The 19,811-nt window shown below is 68.4% G+C and carries 12 protein-coding genes; 2 read left to right on the top strand and 10 right to left on the bottom strand.

The features are described from left to right. Positions 1 to 29: 29 nt before the first annotated feature. The 5 genes from ACIBK4_RS32060 to ACIBK4_RS32040 all read right to left on the bottom strand — a co-directional run bounded on the left by ACIBK4_RS32060 (position 30) and on the right by ACIBK4_RS32040 (position 7,907). Positions 30 to 1,469 (bottom strand): S28 family serine protease, encoded by a 1,440-nt coding sequence (locus ACIBK4_RS32060; RefSeq protein WP_399000333.1) that lies wholly within the window; start codon positions 1,467 to 1,469, stop codon positions 30 to 32. Positions 1,470 to 1,589: 120 nt separating this feature from the next. After that, positions 1,590 to 1,976: a hypothetical protein gene (locus ACIBK4_RS32055; protein ID WP_399000777.1), complete on the bottom strand. Its 387-nt coding sequence runs from the start codon at positions 1,974 to 1,976 to the stop codon at positions 1,590 to 1,592. A gap of 83 nt (positions 1,977 to 2,059) precedes the next feature. Further along, a complete protein-coding gene (locus ACIBK4_RS32050) occupies positions 2,060 to 5,821 on the bottom strand; it encodes an ABC transporter ATP-binding protein (protein ID WP_399000331.1) in 3,762 nt (1,253 codons plus the stop codon). Positions 5,822 to 5,926: 105 nt separating this feature from the next. Continuing rightward, positions 5,927 to 6,958, bottom strand: coding sequence for an esterase-like activity of phytase family protein (locus ACIBK4_RS32045; protein WP_399000329.1), 1,032 nt, complete (start codon positions 6,956 to 6,958; stop codon positions 5,927 to 5,929). 97 nt (positions 6,959 to 7,055) lie between these two features. Continuing rightward, entirely contained in the window at positions 7,056 to 7,907 is an 852-nt protein-coding gene (locus ACIBK4_RS32040) for a serine hydrolase (protein WP_399000327.1), read from the bottom strand. A gap of 145 nt (positions 7,908 to 8,052) precedes the next feature. Between ACIBK4_RS32040 and ACIBK4_RS32035 the strand changes: the two genes are divergently transcribed. Next, the gene (locus tag ACIBK4_RS32035) at positions 8,053 to 10,377 is read left to right on the top strand and encodes an ArnT family glycosyltransferase (RefSeq protein ID WP_399000325.1); all 2,325 of its coding nucleotides are present in this window, start codon (positions 8,053 to 8,055) and stop codon (positions 10,375 to 10,377) included. A 248-nt stretch (positions 10,378 to 10,625) separates the two neighbouring features. After that, entirely contained in the window at positions 10,626 to 11,432 is an 807-nt protein-coding gene (locus tag ACIBK4_RS32030) for an endonuclease I family protein (RefSeq protein WP_399000323.1), read from the top strand. A gap of 233 nt (positions 11,433 to 11,665) precedes the next feature. Here the strand turns inward: ACIBK4_RS32030 and ACIBK4_RS32025 are convergent, their stop codons facing one another. From ACIBK4_RS32025 to ACIBK4_RS32005, 5 genes are all read right to left on the bottom strand, one after another. Beyond that, complete coding sequence (locus ACIBK4_RS32025) at positions 11,666 to 12,583, bottom strand: helix-turn-helix transcriptional regulator (protein ID WP_399000321.1); 918 nt, start codon at positions 12,581 to 12,583, stop codon at positions 11,666 to 11,668. A 1,398-nt stretch (positions 12,584 to 13,981) separates the two neighbouring features. After that, the gene (locus tag ACIBK4_RS32020) at positions 13,982 to 14,533 is read right to left on the bottom strand and encodes an HXXEE domain-containing protein (protein ID WP_399000319.1); all 552 of its coding nucleotides are present in this window, start codon (positions 14,531 to 14,533) and stop codon (positions 13,982 to 13,984) included. A gap of 387 nt (positions 14,534 to 14,920) precedes the next feature. Continuing rightward, the gene (locus tag ACIBK4_RS32015) at positions 14,921 to 17,689 is read right to left on the bottom strand and encodes a protein kinase (RefSeq protein WP_399000317.1); all 2,769 of its coding nucleotides are present in this window, start codon (positions 17,687 to 17,689) and stop codon (positions 14,921 to 14,923) included. Continuing rightward, on the bottom strand, positions 17,676 to 18,008 hold the full coding sequence (locus tag ACIBK4_RS32010) for a hypothetical protein (RefSeq protein WP_399000315.1): 333 nt from the start codon (positions 18,006 to 18,008) through the stop codon (positions 17,676 to 17,678). The genes ACIBK4_RS32015 and ACIBK4_RS32010 overlap by 14 nt, the downstream gene beginning before the upstream one ends. 91 nt (positions 18,009 to 18,099) lie before the next feature. After that, on the bottom strand, positions 18,100 to 19,785 hold the full coding sequence (locus ACIBK4_RS32005; protein WP_399000313.1) for a thiamine pyrophosphate-binding protein: 1,686 nt from the start codon (positions 19,783 to 19,785) through the stop codon (positions 18,100 to 18,102). Positions 19,786 to 19,811 lie beyond the last annotated feature (26 nt).

Raw genomic sequence — 19,811 nt, 5'->3', positions numbered from 1 at the left:
TCAACGGCCGGGCGCGGTAAGGGCGTTGCCTACGGTCGGAGCGTCGGCTCGCGCTGGACGTCCTGCCGGTCCAGCTTCGCGTCGTACGGCGCGAGGGGCTTCGCCTGTGCCGTGGTCGTGGCCGGGACGCCGGCCCACGCGAGGATGCGGGCGGTGGCGAGCGCCTTCTGGTCGGCGGTCAGGCCGGCGACGTTCGCGCCGTGGTTGAGGCCGGGCGCGGTGAAGACGTACGAGTCCTTCGAGCCCTTGCCGACGGCGAAGCGCTCGGCGCCCCACGGGTCGTTCTGGCCGTAGACGAAGAGCATGTGGTCGGCGTGGTGGCGGACCCAGCTGTCCACGTCCCGCATCGCGCCCGGCTGGAACTTCATCGGGATGGAGCGGGGGACGAAGGTGCGGGGCGACTGGTAGCCGTAGCGGATGTACTTCTTCTCGATGTACGGGAACTTGATGGTGGGGGCGCCGAGTTGGGTGCCCGCCTGGTAGTAGTACGGGGTGTACGGGTCCAGGCCCTGGTCCGTGTAGAAGGAGAAGCCGGAGATCGTGTCGACCGAGGTCCAGATCTCGTCGTCGGTGGCGGCCTGTGCGTTCGCGGGGATGGTGTCGCAGTCGGAGAGCAGGCTGTACTGCCAGAAGCCCCAGACGTAGTCGAGGACGACGGCTTCGTAGGCCTTGTCCAGGCTGCCGACGGTGGTGAAGGTGAAGCCGTTCTCGGCCGCGTACGCCGCGTACTTCTTCTCCAGCGACTCCCTGCGCACCAGCGCCTCGCGCTGTACGGCGTCCAGGCGGTCGCGGCACTCCTTGGTGCCGACCTTCGTGAAGAAGCGGTCGTAGGCCGAATCCTCGTTGTTCACCACGTCGTTGGGGGCGACGTAGGCGACGACGCCGTCCATGTCACGCGGGTAGAACCGCTCGAAGTACGTGGCCGTCATACCGCCCTTGGAGCCGCCGGTGGCGATCCAGTTCTTGGTGTAGATCGGCTTGAGGGCCTTGAAGACGCGGTGCTGGTCGCTGGCCGCCTGCCAGATGTCGAGCTTGGACCAGTCGGCCGGGGCGGGGCGGGACGGGGTGAAGTAACGGTATTCCAGGGAGACTTGGTTCGCGTCCGCGATGCGGGTCGGTTCGCTGCGGCTGGGGTTCGTCGAGACGTTGTAGCCGCTGGTGTAGAAGACCGTCGGGCGCGATACGTCCTTGTGCAGCACGGTGATCCGCTGCTGGAACGTGCCCTTGGACGGGTGCCGGTGGTCGATCGGCTGGGTGTAGTTCAGAACGAAGTAGCGGTAGCCGGTGTACGGCTTCTCCTCGACCAGGCTCATGCCGGGTATCGCCAGCAACTGGTCCTTGATGTCTGCTGTTTGACTGGTTCGACCGGCCTGGCCGGCCTGGGCGGCGGTGGCGGTGGCCACCCCGGCCGTACTCAGCGTGCCTATGAGCACGGTGAGCGCCAGCAGCCATCTGAGCGCCTTGCGCATGCAGTCTCCCCTGTGAGGCAGTTGTGAACGGGAAGCTATCGGAGCAACTCCCGTCACACCAGGGGTGGTTGTGCGCTTACGTCGCTGACCAGCGGTTCGGCGACCGGTTCGGCGACCGGCTCAGCAGAGGATCCAGCCCGAGCTGACCGACCCGCCGCCCACCGAGCCCTTCACCAGGACACACCGGCGACCGGCGTGGACGGTGACCGGTCCGGCCCGGCGCGCGTACCGGCCCCTGTCCACGACCGGCCGGTTGCCGCGCGCCTGCACGCTGACCGACATCGTGCGCTTGGCGCCGGGGTGCTTGGGGACGGTGTACGCGCAGACGTAGTCACCCCGGCGGAAGATGTGGACGGTACCGGTCGAGAAGGGCAGCGTCTCCACCTCCCGCCCCGGACACACCGCGGCCGCCTGCGCGGTGCCGGGGGCCGCGAGCGCGAGCAGTCCGGACGTCGTGAGCACGGCCATGCCGAGCGCCACCCGCCGTCGTAGCGCACCCATGTCCACAGTCATCCCTCCCGCACACCACAGCAGCCGAACAGCGTACTGATGTACGGACGCAAGACGTACGTCGCATGGTTGCGCGAGGGTCAGCGAGGTGCGGCGACCGGCTCCTCCGTCTCGGGCGCCCCGACGAAGTTCCGCCACAGCTCGGCGTAGTACCCGCCGAGCGCGAGCAGCTCGTCGTGGGTGCCGTCCTCGACGACCGTCCCGTGGTCCATCACCACGACCCGGTCCGCGCGGGCCGCCGTTGTCAGGCGGTGGGCCACGACGAGGGTGGTGCGGCGGCCTGCTAGGCGGTCGGTGGCCTGGTTGACCTGGGCTTCTGTGGCGAGGTCCAGAGCCGCTGTGGCCTCGTCCAGGAGGAGGATGTCGGGGTCGACCAGTTCGGCGCGGGCCAGGGCGATCAGCTGGCGTTGGCCCGCCGAGAGGTTGCGGCCGCGCTCGGCCACCTCGTGGAGGTAGCCGCCGTCGAGCGTCGCGATCATCTCGTGGGCGCCGACCGCGCGGGCCGCCGCCTCCACCTCGGCGTCGGTGGCGTCGGGGCGGCCGTAGGCGATGGCGTCGCGGATGGTGCCCTGGAAGAGGTACGCCTCCTGGGGGACGACGCCCAGGTGGTGGCGGTACGACGTGATGTCGAGGGCGCGGAGGTCGGTGCCGTCGACCGTGACCCGGCCGCCGGTCGGGTCGTAGAAGCGGGCGACCAGTTTCACGAGCGTCGACTTGCCCGCGCCCGTCTCGCCGACGAAGGCGACCGTCTGGCCGGCGGGGATGCTCAACTGCACTCCCCCGATGGCCTCTTCAGCATCTGCCTCTTCGGCGGAGCCGTAGGCGAAGTGCACGTCCTCGAAGGCGATGTCGCCGCGGAGGGAGAGGACTTCGAGGGGTTCTTCGGCCTCTCGTGTCGACGTCGGTTCCTGGAGCAACTCCTGGATGCGGCCCAGGGACACGGTCGCCTGCTGGTAGCCGTCGAAGACCTGGGAGAGCTGCTGGACCGGGGCGAAGAACAGGTCGATGTAGAGCAGGTAGGCGACCAACGCACCTGTCGTGAGCGTCGCGTTGTCCACCCGGCCCGCGCCCGCGATCAGTACGGACGCCGCCGCCACCGACGACAGCAGCTGTACGAAGGGGAAGTAGATCGAGATCAGCCACTGGCCCCGGGTACGCGCCTCGCGGTAGCTGCTGCTGCGCTCGGCGAAGCGCCGGCCGCCGTCCTTCTCGCGTCGGAACGCCTGCACGATCCGCAGCCCCGACACCGACTCCTGGAGGTCCGCGTTGACCAACGACACGCGCTCACGGGCGAGTTCGTACGCCTTCACGCTGGCCCGGCGGAAGAAGAAGGTCGCGATGACCAGCGGGGGCAGGGTCGCGAAGACGACCAGCGCCAGCTGTACGTCGATCACCAGCAGGGCGACCATGATGCCGAAGAAGGTGACGACCGAGACGAAGGCCGTGACCAGCCCCGTCTGCAAGAACGTGGACAGCGCGTCCACGTCCGTCGTCATCCTCGTCATGATCCGGCCCGTCAACTCCCGCTCGTAGTAGTCGAGTCCGAGGCGCTGGAGCTGGGCGAAGATCTTGAGGCGGAGGGTGTAGAGGACCCGTTCGCCGGTACGGCCCGTCATGCGGGTCTCGCCGCGCTGGGCCGCCCACTGCACAACTACCGCCAGCAGGGCCAGGATCGACGCCGACCAGATCGCGCCGACCGCCATCTTGGTGACGCCCTGGTCGATGCCGTGCCGGATCATGATCGGCAGCAGCAGGCTCATGCTCGCGTCCACGGCGACCAGGCCGAGGCTGATCAGCAGCGGGGTGCCGAAACCGCGCAGCAGTCGGCGCAGGCCGTAGGAGTCCTCGGCCCGGACCGCGCGTGCCTCGTCGATGTCGGGGACGTCGGTCGCCGGGGGCAACGCGTCGACCTGGGCGAGGAGTTCGGGGGTCGCGGGCATCCCGGACAGCGCGGTGTCCTTGGGCTCGCGGTCACCGGTCCACAGCCGGGGCGTGAGCCCGCGCTCGGCGTCGAACTCCGCCTCCAACTCCGCGCGTACGGAGGTGTCTTCGGCCGGTTCGGCGGCGGGCAGGGCGTGGCCGGGCGAGACACCGCCGAGTTCGTCGGGGTCGGTGAGGAGACGGCGGTAGAGGGGTGAGCGCGCCTGGAGTTCGTCGTGCGTACCGATGTCGGCGAGGCGGCCCCCGTCGAGGACGGCGATGCGGTCGGCGAGGTTGAGGGTGGAGCGGCGGTGTGCGATGAGGAGGGTGGTGCGGCCCTGCATGACGTGCTTGAGGGCCTCGTGGATCTCGTGCTCGACGCGTGAGTCCACCGCCGAGGTCGCGTCGTCCAGGACCAGCAGGCGCGGGTCGGTGAGGATCGCGCGGGCGAGGGCGACGCGCTGGCGCTGGCCGCCGGAGAGGGTGAGGCCGTGCTCGCCGACCGTCGTGTCGTAGCCCTCGGGGAGTTCCTGGATGAACCGGTCGGCCTGGGCGGCGCGCGCGGCGGTGAGGATCTGCTCGTCGGTCGCGTCGGGGCGGCCGTAGGCGATGTTGTTGCGGACCGTGTCCGAGAAGAGGAAGGAGTCCTCGGGGACCAGGCCGATCGCGGCGCGCAGGGAGTCGAGGGTGAGTTCGCGGACGTCGTGGCCGCCGATGAGGACGGCGCCGTGGGTGACGTCGTAGAAGCGGGGCAGCAACAGCGAGACCGTGGATTTTCCGGAGCCGGACGAGCCTACGACCGCCAGCGTCTCGCCGGGGCGGATCTCGAAGGTGAGGCCGTTCAGGACGGGGCGCTCGTGGTCGTAGCCGAAGGAGACGTCGTCGAACTCGACCGTGGCCGGGGCGTCGGCGGGGAGTTCCTTGGTGCCGTCCGTCATCGAGGGCTCGGTGTCGATGAGCTCCAGGACGCGTTCGGTGCCGGCGCGGGCCTGCTGGCCGACCGTGAGGACCATGGCCAACATGCGGACCGGACCGACGAGTTGGGCGAGGTAGGTGGAGAACGCGACGAACGTGCCGAGCGTGATGTGCCCGCGCACCGCGAGCCAGCCGCCGAGCGCGAGCATCGCGACCTGGCCGAGGGCGGGGACGGCCTGGAGGGCGGGGGTGTACTTGGCGTTCTGGCGGATCGTGCGGAGGCGGCCCGCGTAGAGCCGGCGGCCTACCTCGCGCAGCTTGCCCGTCTCCTGGTCCTCCTGGCCGAAGCCCTTCACCACGCGTACGCCGCTGACGGCGCCGTCGACGACACCGGCCACGGCGGCGGCCTGGGCCTGCGCGTACCAGGTGGAGGGGTGCAGTTTGCTGCGGCTGCGCTTCGCGATGATGCCGAGGGCGGGGGCGACGGCCAGGGCGATCAGGGTCAGGGGCAGGGACAGCCAGGCCATGATCGCGAGGGAGATCACGAAGAGCAGGACGTTCCCGATGGTCATCGGGAGCATGAAGAGCAGGCCCTGGATGAGCTGGAGGTCGCTGGTCGCGCGGCCTACGACCTGGCCGGTGGACAGCTCGTCCTGGCGGCGGCCGTCGAGGCGGGTGATCGTCCCGTACATCTCGGTGCGGAGGTCGTGCTGGACGTCCAGGGCGAGGCGGCCGCCGTAGTAGCGCCGGATGTACGTCGAGACGTAGACGAGGAGGGCGGCGACGATCAGGGCGGCGGCCCACGGGGCCATGGAGCGGGTGTGGCCGGTGATCACGTCGTCGATGATCACCTTCGTCACGAGGGGGACCACGGCCATGACCGCCATGCCGGCCAGGGAGGCGCCGAGGGCGAGGACGACGTCCTTGGGGTAGCGCCAGGCGTATCCGGCGAGCCTTCTTGCCCAGCCCTGTGTCTGCCCCGGTGTCTCCCCCTGTTTCGCTGCCACGCGGTGCCTTCCGTTCGCCCCTGATCTGCTGGTCTTCCGGAAGGCACCAACGCGGAACGGAGCGGATTTCATCCCTCCGCAACAAACCGTCGGCAAGCGAACCCGTCAGGCACGGACCCGGAGGTAGTAGAAACGGGTCGTCTGGACCGTGTTCTGGTTGTCGTCGCTCACCAGGAGGACCTTGTAGGCGCCCTTCTCCCTCCCCGTGATCACCATGCCCTCGATGTTGTCGAGGAGGGGGTTCGGCTGGGGCTGCTTCGCGGTCGCGCCCAGGGACGGGCAGTCGGCGATGTCCGCGAGGAGGGTCTTTTTGATCAGGTGGACTCCGGGCTGGCCGGTGAGGTAGTCGATGTCGCTGGTGTTCGTCGCGTGGCGGGGGTCGGCCAGGTAGAGGCGGACCGTGTTGCCCACGCCGCTGGTGAAGCCGCGTTCCAGGACGAGGAGGCGGCCGTCGGGGAGGGCCTGTACCTCGGGGACGCCGAGGAAGGAGGCGTCCGGCTTGTACGCGTACTGCGCGGCCAGCTTGAAGTGGTCGCCCTTGGTCCGGGTCCAGGTCTGGAAGCGGACGGCGCCCGAGGTGTCCCCGGCGATCGGGGCCTCCATCGACGCGAGGAGCGTGTGGCCGCCGGGCAGCAGGGTCAGGCCCTCGAAGGTCAGGTTCGAGGAGGCACGCCCGGCCGGGGCGACGAGGAGCGAGGACGGGACCGGGAGGCGGTCGAGGATCTTGCCGTCGCGGGAGTAGCGGCGGATCGACGGCTCGGTCTCGGAGGTGATCAGGCGCGTGCCGTCACGGTCGACGACCAGGCCCTCGGAGTCGAGCGCGGCGCCGTTCTCGTCGGCGAGCGGCACGACGCGCTCCGGCTGGAGCGTCTTCGCGTTCAGGTTGAACAGCGAGGAACGGTCCTCCAGCGCGGCGATCGAGCCGTCCTTGTCCACGGCGAGCGCGGAGAAGTTGCCGACGAAGGTGCCGTCGTACGTCGTCTTGTCGAGCGCGTCGGAGAAGCGGTCGATCGAGACGGAGGACGAACAGGCATTGGCGGTATAGGAGTTGGTGGCGTTCGCGGGCCCGGCGGCGGTGATGCAGGTGGCCGCCGCCAGGCCGGCGGTCGCGGTCGCGAGTACGGTTCTCAGGCGCATGGGCGTCACCGTAGGACGAGTGGGTGACGTGCGGGAGACCGCGCAGTAAAACGATGCCCTTGAGCAGGGGCTTTGGACAGGTGAGCAGGGGCCGGCTTTAGGCGAGGTCCTTGTGGATCGCCTTGGCGACACCCTGGATCGTGGTGATGCCGTAGCTCATCGTGCTGTTGTCCTGGGTGAGCACGGACATCATGTAGTCGTGGCCGCCGCCGTTGAAGGTGCCCAGGCTGTGGACGCGCCAGCCGTGTGTGGAGCGCTGCAGCCAGCCGTTCTTGACGTGGACGGTGACGCCGGAGGGGGCGCCGGACGGGGTGCCCCAGCGCTGGCTGGAGATGACCTGGTTCATCAACTTCAGGATGTACGCACGGGAGTTGTCGCTCAGCACCGTGTTCTTGGCGGTGACCAGCTTGAGCAGCTTCTGCTCGTCGGTGACCGTCTCCTGGGTCAGGCCCCAGTAGTTGTTCGCGCCGGGCTTGGTCTGGGTCATGCCGGCGGCGGACAGGAAGCCCTTGATCTTCGTCAGGCCGAGCTGCTTCCACAGGGTGGAGGTCGCGTCGTTGTCCGACTTGGTGATCATGGCCTTGGTGAGCGTCGTCTCGCGCGACGTCAGCAGGCGGTTGTGCTTCTTCGCGTCCCACAGCAGCGTGGCGAGGACGGTGACCTTGACGGTGCTGGCGGAGTCGTAGGCACTCGTCGCCCGCAGGGTGCAGGTGGTCTTGGTGGTGCGGTCGTAGAGGCCTACGGCGACGGTTCCCTTACGGGTCGCCAGGGCCGCGGTGATGTCCTTCTTCAGCTTGGCGGCGAGGCCCGCCTTGGCCGACGTACAGCTGACCGTCGGGGTGGCCGCGGCAGCGGGCGTCGCGGCGGCCAGCACGGGTATGAGGAGGCCGGCGCCCACGCCGACGGCCACCGTTCTGGCTCGGCGGGATGTCCAATGAGACTGAGTCATGCATGAGTTGACTCACAGGAAGGCGTGAAAGGTTGTACGGGTTGGAGAACGGTTGTGCGACGCATTACCCCTCCCTTTGCGAATTCACAGCCGGCCGCCAGGTACGGCACAGCAGTCACCCACCCTGCTTTCGCACGATGCGTGGGTGACATCTGCCACCGATCCGTACCCCCACACCGACCCCGCGTCCGCCGACTGGCCGCCGCCGGCGCCGTCCGCCGACGCGCCGCCCGAGAAGGCGCCCCGCTGGTCGCTGCCCGCGCTCGTCGCGATCATGGTCCTCGCGGCCGTGCTGTACTCCTGGAACCTGACCGGCTCCAGCCTGAACAGCTTCTACAGCAGCGCCATCTACAGCGGCACGCAGAGCTGGAAGGCCTGGTTCTTCGGCTCGCTGGACGCCGGCAACTTCATCACGGTCGACAAGCCCCCCTTCTCCCTGATGGTGATGGGCCTGTCGTGCCGGATCTTCGGCTTCGGCACCTGGCAGATGATGCTGCCGGAGGTCGCCGCCGCGCTCGGCACGATCTGGATCCTGCACACCTCCGTGAAGCGGTACTTCGGCCATGTGGCCGCGACGATCGCGGCGCTGGTCCTCGCCCTCACCCCCATCACGGTCGCCATCAACCGTGACAACAACCCCGACACCCTCCTCGTCCTGCTGATGGTGGCGGGCGCGGCCCTCGGCCTGCGCGCCGTGCGCACCGAGCGACTGCTGCCGCTGATCGGCTCCGCGGTCTGCTTCGGCTTCGCGTTCAACACCAAGCTCCTCCAGGGCTACATCGCCCTGCCCGCCGTCTTCGCCGTGTACCTGTTCGCGTCGAAGCTCGGCTGGAAGAAGAAGGTCGTCCAACTCGCCCTGGCCACGGTCGCGTTGGCCGTCTCCAGCTTCTGGTGGGCCACGGCCGTCTCCCTCGTCCCGGCCTCGGACCGCCCGTACATCGGCGGCTCGACCGACGGCACGGCCTGGGACCTGATCATGGGCTACGACGGCTTCGGCCGCGTGTTCGGCGGCGAGGGCAACGGCGGCGGGGGCGGGGGTGGCGGCGGCGGTACGTTCGCCGGCACCGCGGGTCTCGGCCGTATGTTCAACGACATCCTCGGCGGCCAGATCTCCTGGCTGCTCCCCTTCTCGGCCATCGCCCTGATCGCCGGCCTGGTCCTGGTCGGCCGCGCCCCGCGCACCGACGCGACACGCGCCGCGCTGGTCATGTGGGGCGGCTGGACCCTGCTGCACTACGTCACCTTCAGCATGGCCCAGGGCACGATGCACCCGTACTACACGACCGCGCTCGCGCCGGGCATCGCGGCCCTGTGCGGTGGCGGCGGCGTGATGCTGTGGCGCGCGTTCCGCAGCGGTGACTCCCGCTGGTCGTGGGTCCTGCCGGCCGGTCTCGGGGTCACCGGGATCTGGGCGATCGTCGTCCTGCGCCGGGCCTCCGGCTGGAACACCTGGCTGTGGCCGACGGTCGGCGTGCTGATGGTCCTCGCGATCGTGGGCCTGTTCGTCTTCCGCACGGGTTCCGGCAACCGAGCCCGGCTGTTGACCGCGTCCATCGTCGCGGCGATCATCGCGGCGCTCGCCGGTCCGACGGCGTACGCCGTGACCCCGGCGGCGTCCAGCGGTTCGGGCGGCGGCATGGGCGGCACCAACCCGACGGCCGGTCCGTCGACCGGCGGCGGCATGGGCGGCCCCGGTGGCGGCGGCGGCCGTGGCGGCTTCGGCGGCGGCAACGGCGGCCCCGGCGGCGGCGAGATGCCGGGCGGCACCCAGCAGGGCGGCGGCACGGCGAGCGGCGAGCTGCCGGGCGGCGGCACGGCTCCCGGTGGGATGACCCCGGGTGGCGGCGGCACGGGTGAGGTGCCGCAGGGCGGCGGGGCTCCGAGCGGGGCACCGACCGGCGGCACCGGTGGCACGGCGGGTGGTCAACAGGGCGGTGCCACTGGGGAGTTCCCCGGCGGCGGTACGGCTCCGGGCGGCACCGGCACCGGTACGGCTCCCGGCGGCACCGGCACGCGCGGCGGTTTCGGCGGCGGTGGCGGCATGGGCGGCACCACGTCCAGCGCGCTCATCTCGTACCTGGAGAAGCACCAGGACGGCGCCAAGTGGCTGCTCGCGGTGTCGAATTCGCAGAGCGCGGGCCAGCTGATCCTCAGCACCCACAAGCCCGTCATCTCCATGTGGGGCTTCACCGGCTCCGACAAGGCGATGACCCTCGCCAAGCTCAAGGAGCTGGTGAAGAAGGGCGAGTTGCACTACATCCAGCTCGGCGGCGGCGGGATGGGCGGCAACAGCACCCTGAACACCGAGATCACCGCGTGGGTGCAGAAGAACGCGACGGCGGTGAAGGAGAGCGCGTACGACAAGAGCGCGTCGACGGAGAAGAGTTCGAGTTCTTCGACCTCCACGACCGGTACCTCGACGACCAACACGTCGACGCTGTACCGGCTGGACCCGTCGGACGTGAAGTGACGCCGACGCGGGTGACACCGGCGTAGCCGACACCGGCGCAGCCGAACGGCCAACTGCCCCCGACCACAAGGTCGGGGGCAGTTTTGGCATGCCAACCTGTCCCGCCGCACTGTCAACTCGCGTAGACACAGGGCAAATTGTCGCTTCAGGTCACCGGATCGACACGTCCCGTTTATTTACTCGACCGCATGAACATGTCACGCTCCCGTTTGCCGCCCCATTCAACCCGCGTAGATGGGACACTCTTTATGCTTGCGACGCGCATGCACCGCTGGAAATCGGTGGCGTTGACGACCGCCGCCGTTCTGATCGGCCTCACCGCACCGACGCTGACCGCGACCCCCGCTTCGGCCACGACCACGGCGTACGACGCGACGTACTACAAGAACGCGGTCGGCAAGACGGGCACCAGCCTCAAGTCCTCGCTGCACACGATCATCAGCGCCAACGTCACGAAGATCTCGTACGCGGCGGTCTGGGACGCGCTGAAGGTCACCGACCAGGACCCGAACAACAGCAACAACGTGATCCTGCTGTACAGCGGTGTCTCGCGCGCCAAGTCCCTCAACGGCGGCGACGTCGGCGACTGGAACCGCGAGCACACCTGGGCCAAGTCCCACGGCGACTTCGGCGAGGTGGTCGGTCCCGGCACCGACCTGCACCACCTGCGTCCCGCGGACGTCCAGGTCAACAGCATCCGCGGCAACCTGGACTTCGACAACGGCGGCAGCGCGGTCACCAACGGCGGCGGCAGCACGGTCGACTCCGACTCCTTCGCGCCGCGCGCGGCGGACCGGGGCGACGTGGCCCGCATGATCCTCTACATGGCCGTGCGCTACGAGGGCGACGACGGCTTCGCCGACCTGGAGCCCAACGAGAAGGTCGGCAACGGCAGCAACCCCTACATGGGCAAGCTCTCCGTCCTCAAGGCCTGGAACGAGGCGGACCCGCCCAGCGCCTTCGAGGAGAAGCGCAACGAGGTCATCTACAGCACGTACCAGCACAACCGGAACCCGTTCATCGACCACCCGGAGTGGGTCGAGGCGATCTGGTAGGTCTGTGCGGGTGGGCTGGGCTCCCCTTGATCCGCGGGGAGCCCAGCTCGTCGGCCTGAGCCTCGTCCCAGCAGAAGGCTCCAACCTCGCAGACTTTCGAGGACGGCGTCACCCATACCGTCGCCGTACCCGCCAGCCTGCACAGCTCCAACACTCCGTACGACTCAGGCCCAGGTCAGAGAGGCACCTCTCTGACCTGGGCCTGATGTGCCGAAATCCGTCGGTTTGACGGACTACGCCGCAATTGCCAAACGTCGCTGAATAGGCGCCATGCCCTCGTCGACGCTCTCAGCGCTGTCCAAAGCGAACGCAGCCTGAGGGTTCTCCTGCACCAGGCGCAGCCAATCGGCGACCGTCGCCTTTTGCGGGACAGTGACGATCTTTCTTGGACCGAGAAGAGCACGAGTTGACAGCACCGTGGCCAGGAATTGGTCAGTCGCAGTTATCAGGATGACGTCGTGACCAAAGCTTGAGACTCGCTCCATCACGCCTCGGGCCGGCTCGTCCGGATCCGCGACAACCAGGACATGCGCCCCACTGGCATCTGTCGTCCGGTCGAAACCCGACAGGAAGGTCATGAACCCCGGGATGTACTTATTCCGCAGCTCGGCAACCACCCTGTCCCGGCCCTCCTGAAACCCAGGAGTATCGGCAGACGTGAAGGTCAGAGTGACCGAAACCGAGTTGGTAAGGGCTACGTCGATCTCCGCCATCTCGGCGCGCGTCGGATAGGCGGCTCCGTCATCAAGCCCATGGAGGGCCAGCCAGCTGTTGACCTCACTCCAGAGCCAGGCTTGGGACCTCCCCACAGTTCCCTCAGCAGCGGGAAAAGCCCCTGCCTGAGTTTTTCGCTCGCCCGCAATCCACTGGCTGACATTCTGCCGCGAACGCCCTGTCCGATCCGCGATCTCATGCACCCCGACGAGATCGCGATCCAGTCGGCATACACGCAGTTGCGGCACCGCAGCCCGTGCGGCTGATGCAGCTATCAGCGCTGCCTCTACAGCCGTGTCTGCAGAACTGGTGATGCTCAAAAGATCAACGCCGCCAGCCCTTGCCAGTAGCGCATCGCACCTATCACGCAGCACATCGACAGCAGCCTGGTCATCTACATCTACACCTGAGACGACAAAGGTGAAGTCATAGTCCATCGTTGGCCCCCTAGTCCCTCACCACGGTCGCAGACCTGTTGACATTCGTCAACAGATGAACAGGGGCAAATTTGGACAAAATTTCCTGTGACTAATCCCGTGGTCGCCCCGTAAGGCTGCGGTTCGACGCGTCCGGGGGGAGGGGGCAGCGAGACGCCATGCGGTCAACCCTCCGCGCGTGGGCACTCTCGTTCTGGGGAGTCCCCGAGATCGGAATGGTGGTACACGCACCCTCGCACGGGCAGTACAGCTTGCCCCAGTGGCCGTCCTTGCGTAGCGCCCAACCCTGAGCAACCCACTTCTCCAGGACTCGGCGCACATCCTTCTTCGGGTGATCCGAGGGCTTGAGATCGCGACCCACCATCCCGATCACCACCCCCGCTTCCGCGCGGCAGCCTCGCCGTGACTGTTGACCAAGTGGAAGCAAAGGCCAATGGCCCGCACAGGAGTGACGCGGGGGTGAACATGTACCACGGGAGATTGTGCTCCTCTAGTGCCGGCCGCGCGAGCATGAGAAAGTCCCCGCAGGCAAGATCACTTCCGTGTTGGAGCAGTAACGCTCCGACATCAGAACGATACTCCAAATGGCGGACATCCCGTCAGAAGTACTCGTGTCGACGCGTCACTTCTTCCACATCCGACATCACCGCGCCTCACGTCTGGTCCCCAACCGTGCAGCTGCCTTCGTCATGAACGCGCGTCTGCCTGAGTGACAACACTGGCGGTGCAAACCCAGAGGATGCTCCTCTCCACTCTCAAGCCGCGAGTTTTCAACACCACTCCCCCGTATGCCACGCTCAGCCCGCGAAGTCGTACTCCAAGATGTACGGCGCCGCGCCCAACACGATGTCGTGCACCTCGGCCACCCGCCCTCCGCGTCGAACGCGGTGCAAACGACGAGTACTACCGGCACACCGGACGAGAGGGCGAGCCGGTCAACCTCTCGGGCACTGGGCACTGGGCACTGGGTCCGCTGGTTCCAGCCCGCAGAGGTCGACACGCTCCCTATGGTGGAGGGACGTACGCCCTAGGAAGTAGCGCTGGTCCACATTCGCGCGTGGCGTCCCGTTGTGTCTCTCATCCTCCTTGGGAGAGGACTCGGAAGCGATGGCCGTTCTGGCAAGGGCTATGTTCGACGGGCTTTCCGACCTGGTCGCTCGATCCGGCGAGAACCTGTTCGGGGAAGGTGGCCGTTGATACGTCATCTGTTCGGCGTCGCGAGGCCGAACATCTGATGCGTACGTACGCGGATCACAAGGCAATCGGGATGACCTACGTGGTCAACGCCGTCTGGCATGGCCGTTGCCGCGACCGGTCGTCCTCGCCTTCGAGCACATGGAACTCCCTCTGGTTCAGGGGTGGTTCAAACATTCCTTCCCTTCAGATCCGAGACCCTGTTCACCCCCGGCGCAGGAACCGCCGCGCCACGACATGCGTCCCGCCCGTGGCCACCGCGGCGAGGGCGAGCCCCTGCACCACGTCACGCGGTCGCGTCGGGCGCAGAACACCGGCCCGCCGCAACCGCCCGCGGGCCCACAGCGTGAACGGAATGACCACGAGGGGCGAGGTAACCACCCCGGGCGTATATCCCCGAACGACAACGGCCTGCCCCAGATGCACCAGGGCATGCAGCCCGAACCCGTTCAGGGCCCCTTGATAAAAACCGGAACGCCCACCGGTACGGTGCCCATCGCCGGCGGCAGCCGCAACGACCCCGCCCATCAGGGCAACGGCCGTAGCGAACTCCCGCCCGTCGGTAGCCTCCAGGCGCTGCCACACCCGCTCCGGGACGCGCGGAAACCGCTCCCGCAGCCCGGGAACCCGCCCAGGGACCCACCCCGGCACGGTGACCACTTCCTCCAGATCATGCACAGCCCACGCGGCCAACAACCCGAAAGTCACGCCTACTTCGACGGATCGACCACCGTCGCCAACCTCAGGTCCGCCCATGGCGGGAAGTCTGCCAGCAGGCGTGACGGGCCGTGACAAGTTCCCTGCAGGGCCTCGATCGCTCCGAGGACGTGAAGGACTCGATGGGCCACATCGTCCGCTCGATGTCCGAGTTGGCCCGATGACTCCCGCGTCGCCGAGGCGGTATCGGAGGACGGCTTCCTCCACGGTGATCGCGAAGCGAAATCCGTACGACGGCTTCGTAGTCCGGCAGCGGGCCGGCCACCCGGACTTCCTCTTGAGCCGCTCGTCCGCCTTCCAGCCCTGGCTGACGAACACACCCTTCTGTTCATCCGCTCAGACAGACCTTCGGCAACGCCCCGTCCTGCGGAAAGTGCCGACACGTCATCAAGCCCGGGGCGGCGACCGACGTTCCCCTGCGAGTGCTCAATTGCGCCTGAAACAAACGGTGTAGCCGATCGCCGGGAAATCGCCGGACCCCCACGTCGTCCAACCATTGGAACCGCAGTAGGCGGTGTCGTTGGGCTTGCCGATGCGGGCGGTGACCACAACGTTGGCGGTGGCGCACGAGGCGTTCTGGAAGTCGGTGTTCTGGCCGGAACCGGTCATCAGCAAGCAGGAGCCCACGGGGGCGCGTCCGGCCGCGTTGGGGTAGTTGATCGAGAGGCACTGCACGACGTTCATCTCGCTCCACCGCGTCGTGGTCTTGATGGTCTCCTCGACGTTGGCGTACGACCGGCAACGTGTCGGGTCGTCCGTGCCGGTCAGCCGGGCCTTCACGGTGAAGTTGCCGGTGGCGCAGCTCCTCTTGTACCAGGTGCTCTGCACGGAGTTGGGGCCGTAGACGCAGTCCCCGACCTGTGCGTGGTACCCGGTACCGGCAGTCTGGTAGGAGAGGCAGAGCACACGGTCGGCGGAGGTGCTGCCCAGGCTGTAGTCGCTGTCCGCCACGTCGGAGCACTTCGTCGCGTCCGAGGTGCCGTGCAGCACCTGCTCCACCTTGAAGACTCCGTTGATGCAGCCGGTCGACCGCAGGTCCGGATCGGCGTACGTCCCGTCGTTGGCGAAGCAGTCACCGACCTGGGGGTTCTCCAGCCCGTTCGACGGGGTGGGGCTCGGGGTGGGTGTCGGGGTGTCGGCGGGGTCGGTCGTGGGATCGTCCGGCGGGTCGGTTTCCGTCGTCGAGCCCGAGTCCGAGTCCGATGTGCCGGACGGGACGATGTCGGACGTCGGCTGTGTGGAGCCCTTGCTGTCGTCCCCGGAACTGCCCGTGGCGAAGTGGCCGGGCAGCCAGATCAGCAGCACCGCGCAGATCAGGGCGGCCAAGGCCCAGAGCCCGCGGCGCGACTCCGGTGGGGTGTGCGGCGCAGGCGGCGGTGGGGTGCCGGGTTTCGTGCCGGCACGCTGGCGCGATGGCAGCACGGGCGGGGGCTCCTGCGACAGGACCACGGCGGGCCTCTTGCCGACCTCGGCCGTCTGCATGAGGCGGCGCAGCGACTGGTTCCGCGCGTGGATGCCGGGCGCCGCCTTCTCCACGGGCAGATAGGCGCCCGGCGTGACCGGCCCGGTCGCGGCCGCGCAGATCTCGATCACCCGTGCCGCGGTGGGCCGTTGGTCGGGGTCCTTGGCCAGGCACTGCCGCACCAGATCCCGGACCTCCTCGTCCAGGGTGCTCAGGTCGGGTTCCTCGTTCGCGATGAGGTTGATGATGCCGAGCGGGTCCTCGGCCGCGAAGGCCTCCTTCCCCGTGGCCAGGTAGTAGATCGTGGCGCCCAGCGTGAAGATGTCCGACTTGGCAGTGACCGGATGACGGCCGGTCGCCTGTTCCGGGGACCGGTAGACCGGGGTGCCCAATTGCATGTTCGTACGCGTCATCCGCGTGTCCAGCACGGACTTGGCGATCCCGAAGTCGATGACCTTGGGGCCGGTCTCGTCCAGCATGACGTTGGCGGGCTTCAGGTCGCGGTGGATGGCGCCGACCGCGTGGATGGCCTCCAGGGCCCGGGCGATCCCCGAGGCGATCAGCATGATGTCCGGGCTGGGCAGTCGGCCGGCCTCCTTGACCAGTTCCAGCAGGGACGGGCCGCAGACGTAGGTGCTGGCCAGCCAGGGTTCGCTCGCGTTCGGATCGGCGTGGAGCAGTTGCGCGACGTGGCTGCTGAGCACCCGTTGGGCGACATCGACCTCCCGGGCGAACCGGTCGGCGAACTCCCGGTCCTGGGCCAGGTCCGCGTGCAGAAGCTTGACAGCGAGCGGCTGTCCCCCGGGAGTGAAGGCCAGGAAGACCCGTCCGGCGCCCCCTTCTCCGAGGCGTGCCCTGAGAACGTAGGGACCGATCTTGCGGGGATCGCCCTCCTTCAGCGGCTCGAAGCGGAACTCATTGCCGGCCCGGACCGCGGCCTGGCCCCGCACGAACAGAAACTGGTCGGGCCGACCGCTGTAGTACAGGTCGGGGACCGGCGGGTTGCTCACGTTCTGGATGCTCGCCCCGCGCAGCCGGCTCCTGACATCGTCGTGGAGCTGGGCGACACTCGCTCCGAGCGACTCCTCGCCATGCGCCTCGCGGACCGCTTCGGCGAGGAACTTGGTGAAGTAGGTCAGGCCTTCGGGCTGCGGCTCGAAGTACGTCTTCTGCGTGTGCCCGCAGGCCGCCCAGATGTAGGTGCCGGCGCCACGCGAGGGGGTGGCGCCGTCATCGTGGTCGGTGACTCTGGTGGCGGGTTCGGCGAACTGCGAGGCGATGCCCGCACAGCAGCAGTCGAGGATGAAGATCTTCGTGCGCGCCTTGCTGCCTTCCAGCAGATCCCGCATGTCACGGAACCGGAGCGAGGTGAGAGCCCGCTGCGAGGGCTCTTCGCTCGTGTCGGTCAGGGCGAGTCCGAGTTCGTGCCGACCGCCGTTCGCGGCCGCCAGCAACTGGCCGTGGCCGACGTAGTAGAACAGCAGCACGTCGTCGACGTCCCTGATCAACTGGGCGACGTCACGCTGCAGTTTGCTGCTGTCCCGCACGTCCTTGAACGTCTTGATGCGCTTGGCGGGCCATTCCCCGGGCCCGGTCAGTACCCGGCGCATCTCTTCCAGACTCCTGAGCGCAGCCGGCATGGGACTGCGGTCCTGGAATCCGGCTGTGTACTTCGACGTTCCCAGCAGGATGGCGCGTGAACGATCGAAGTCGATGTCGTCACGCAGGGTCATCCGGGGCCTCCGCCGACGGCTCCAGCGACTTGGCCGCTTCCATGACCTGCCGCAGGACGACCTCGGCGTTCCGGCCCCGCACTTTGAAGCGCCGGTCGCCGACCTCGACCTCGATCTCCGTCGTCTGGGCCCCGATCCAGATCTGCAGCGCGCTCACCGCCGCCACGATGGGGCCGCCGGCCGCGCACACCACCGACAGGAAGTCCCATACGGTGCCCTGGCTGTTGGGCTCCGACGGGCGTTCCACGGCGTCCACCCGGACCCCCGGGTGCCCGGCCATCCAGTCACGCAGGCTGTTCAACTGCCTGCCGTCACTCACGTATACGCGTAATTCAACTGTCATCGTGCTGTAGCACCGTAACTTCCCCCGAACAACAGATGCACACGGAGACTAGATCTCCGCGCCGGTGTCAGTCCAGATGCGTAGCCGCGAACATCCGCAACACGGCCGGCAGTACGACCACGGAAGGCCCCGGCTCCCCCAACGCCTTCGCCAAGTCCGCCTCCAGCGCCTCCGGAGTCGTACGAACCCCCCGTACCCCGAACGACTCCGCCAGCGCCACGTAGTCCGGTCGCGTCAGCTCCGTCGCCGTGGCCTCGCCGAACGCGTCCGTCATGTACTCGCGGAGGATGCCGTACCCCCCGTCATCGACGATGAGCCACGTGACGTTCAGGTCGTACTGCTTGGCCGTCGCCAGTTCCGCGATCGAGTACAGGGCGCCACCGTCCCCCGAAACCGCCAGCACCGGACGCGTCGGGTCCGCCGCAGCCGCGCCCAGTGCCGCCGGGAAGCCGTAGCCGAGGCCGCCCGCGCCCTGGGCGGAGTGGAGGTGGTTGGGGCCCTTCGCGTCGAAGGCGGACCAGGCCCAGTAGGCGAGGATCGTCATGTCCCAGAAGGAGGGGGAGTTGGGCGGTAGGGCCTTCCGTACCGACTCCAACACACCCTGTTCCAGGGTTAGTTCCTGAGCGGCGATACGCTCCCGCACGCGGCCGAGCAGCTCGGCCACCCGCTCCTCCGACGTCGGATCCGCGCGCTCCGTCACCGTCTCCAGCAGCGCCTGCAACCCGTGCCACGCGTCCGCGTGGATCCCCAACGCCGGGTGGTTCGACTCCAGTTTGCCGAGGTCCGCCTCGATCTGGATGACGCGGCCGCGCGGGGCGAACGTGTGGTAGTTCGAGGAGAGTTCGCCCAGACCCGAGCCGACCACCAGTACTACGTCCGCGTCCTCCAGGAAGTCCGTCGTATGGCGGTCCTCCAGCCAGGACTGGAGCGACAGGGGGTGCGTCCACGGGAACGCGCCCTTGCCTCCAGGAGTCGTGACCACCGGGGCCTGGAGCTTCTCGGCCAGTTGCCGCAGCTTCTTCGACGCGTCCGCCCGTACGACTCCCCCGCCCGCGATGATCACCGGGCGGGCTGCTCGCGACAGCAAGTCCGCTGCTACGGCGGTCAGTTCGGGGCGCGGGACCAGGTCCTCCGGGGTCGCGTCCACCGCCGTCACCACCGGCAGCAACGTCTCGGCCAGCAACACATCCTGCGGGATCTCCACCCACACCGGGCCGTGCGGAGCCGTCAGCGCCGACTTCCACGCCTCCGCGATCGCCGACGGGATCTGCGACTGGGTGCGGACCGTGTGGACGGACTTCACCACGCCCCTGAACGAGGCGGACTGGTCGGGCAGTTCATGCAAATACCCGTGCCTGCCACCGCCCAGACCCGCCGTCGGGATCTGGCTGCTGATCGCCAGGACGGGAGCCGAGGCCGCCCTCGCCTCCTGGAGCGCGGCCAGTGACGTCAGCGCGCCCGGACCCGTCGACAGGAGCAGCGGGGCCGCCTCGCCCGTGATGCGGCCGTACGCGTCCGCCGCGAAACCGGCGTTGTTCTCCACCCGTAGGCCGATGTACCGCAGGTCGGAACGGCGCAGCGCGTCGAACATGCCCAGCGCGTGCTGGCCCGGCAGGCCGAAGACCGTCGTCGCGCCGAGGCCCGCCAGGGTCTCCACGACCAGGTCGCCGCCGTTGCGCCCGGGGGGCGGGTTCAGGGCGGCGGAGATCTGCGCGGCCGTCGGGCGGAGTTCCAGGTCGTGGTCGTGCGTCACTTGCTCTCTGTCTCCCTACGAGTCAC

Source organism: Streptomyces sp. NPDC050528 (assembly GCF_044457795.1).
Taxonomy (GTDB): Bacteria; Actinomycetota; Actinomycetes; order Streptomycetales; family Streptomycetaceae; genus Streptomyces.
Note: the sequence above shows the minus strand (reverse complement) of the source record. Positions and strands in the feature narration are given on the sequence as shown.

Bases quoted from the DNA above. Each gene is read 5' to 3' on its own strand.
- ACIBK4_RS32025 (WP_399000321.1), bottom strand. From the start codon at position 12,583: ATGGACTATGACTTCACCTTTGTCGTCTCAGGTGTAGATGTAGATGAC.
- ACIBK4_RS32020 (WP_399000319.1), bottom strand. From the start codon at position 14,533: ATGGGCGGACCTGAGGTTGGCGACGGTGGTCGATCCGTCGAAGTAGGC.
- ACIBK4_RS32060 (WP_399000333.1), bottom strand. From the start codon at position 1,469: ATGCGCAAGGCGCTCAGATGGCTGCTGGCGCTCACCGTGCTCATAGGC.
- ACIBK4_RS32030 (WP_399000323.1), top strand. From the start codon at position 10,626: ATGCTTGCGACGCGCATGCACCGCTGGAAATCGGTGGCGTTGACGACC.
- ACIBK4_RS32015 (WP_399000317.1), bottom strand. From the start codon at position 17,689: ATGACCCTGCGTGACGACATCGACTTCGATCGTTCACGCGCCATCCTG.
- ACIBK4_RS32045 (WP_399000329.1), bottom strand. From the start codon at position 6,958: ATGCGCCTGAGAACCGTACTCGCGACCGCGACCGCCGGCCTGGCGGCG.
- ACIBK4_RS32040 (WP_399000327.1), bottom strand. From the start codon at position 7,907: ATGACTCAGTCTCATTGGACATCCCGCCGAGCCAGAACGGTGGCCGTC.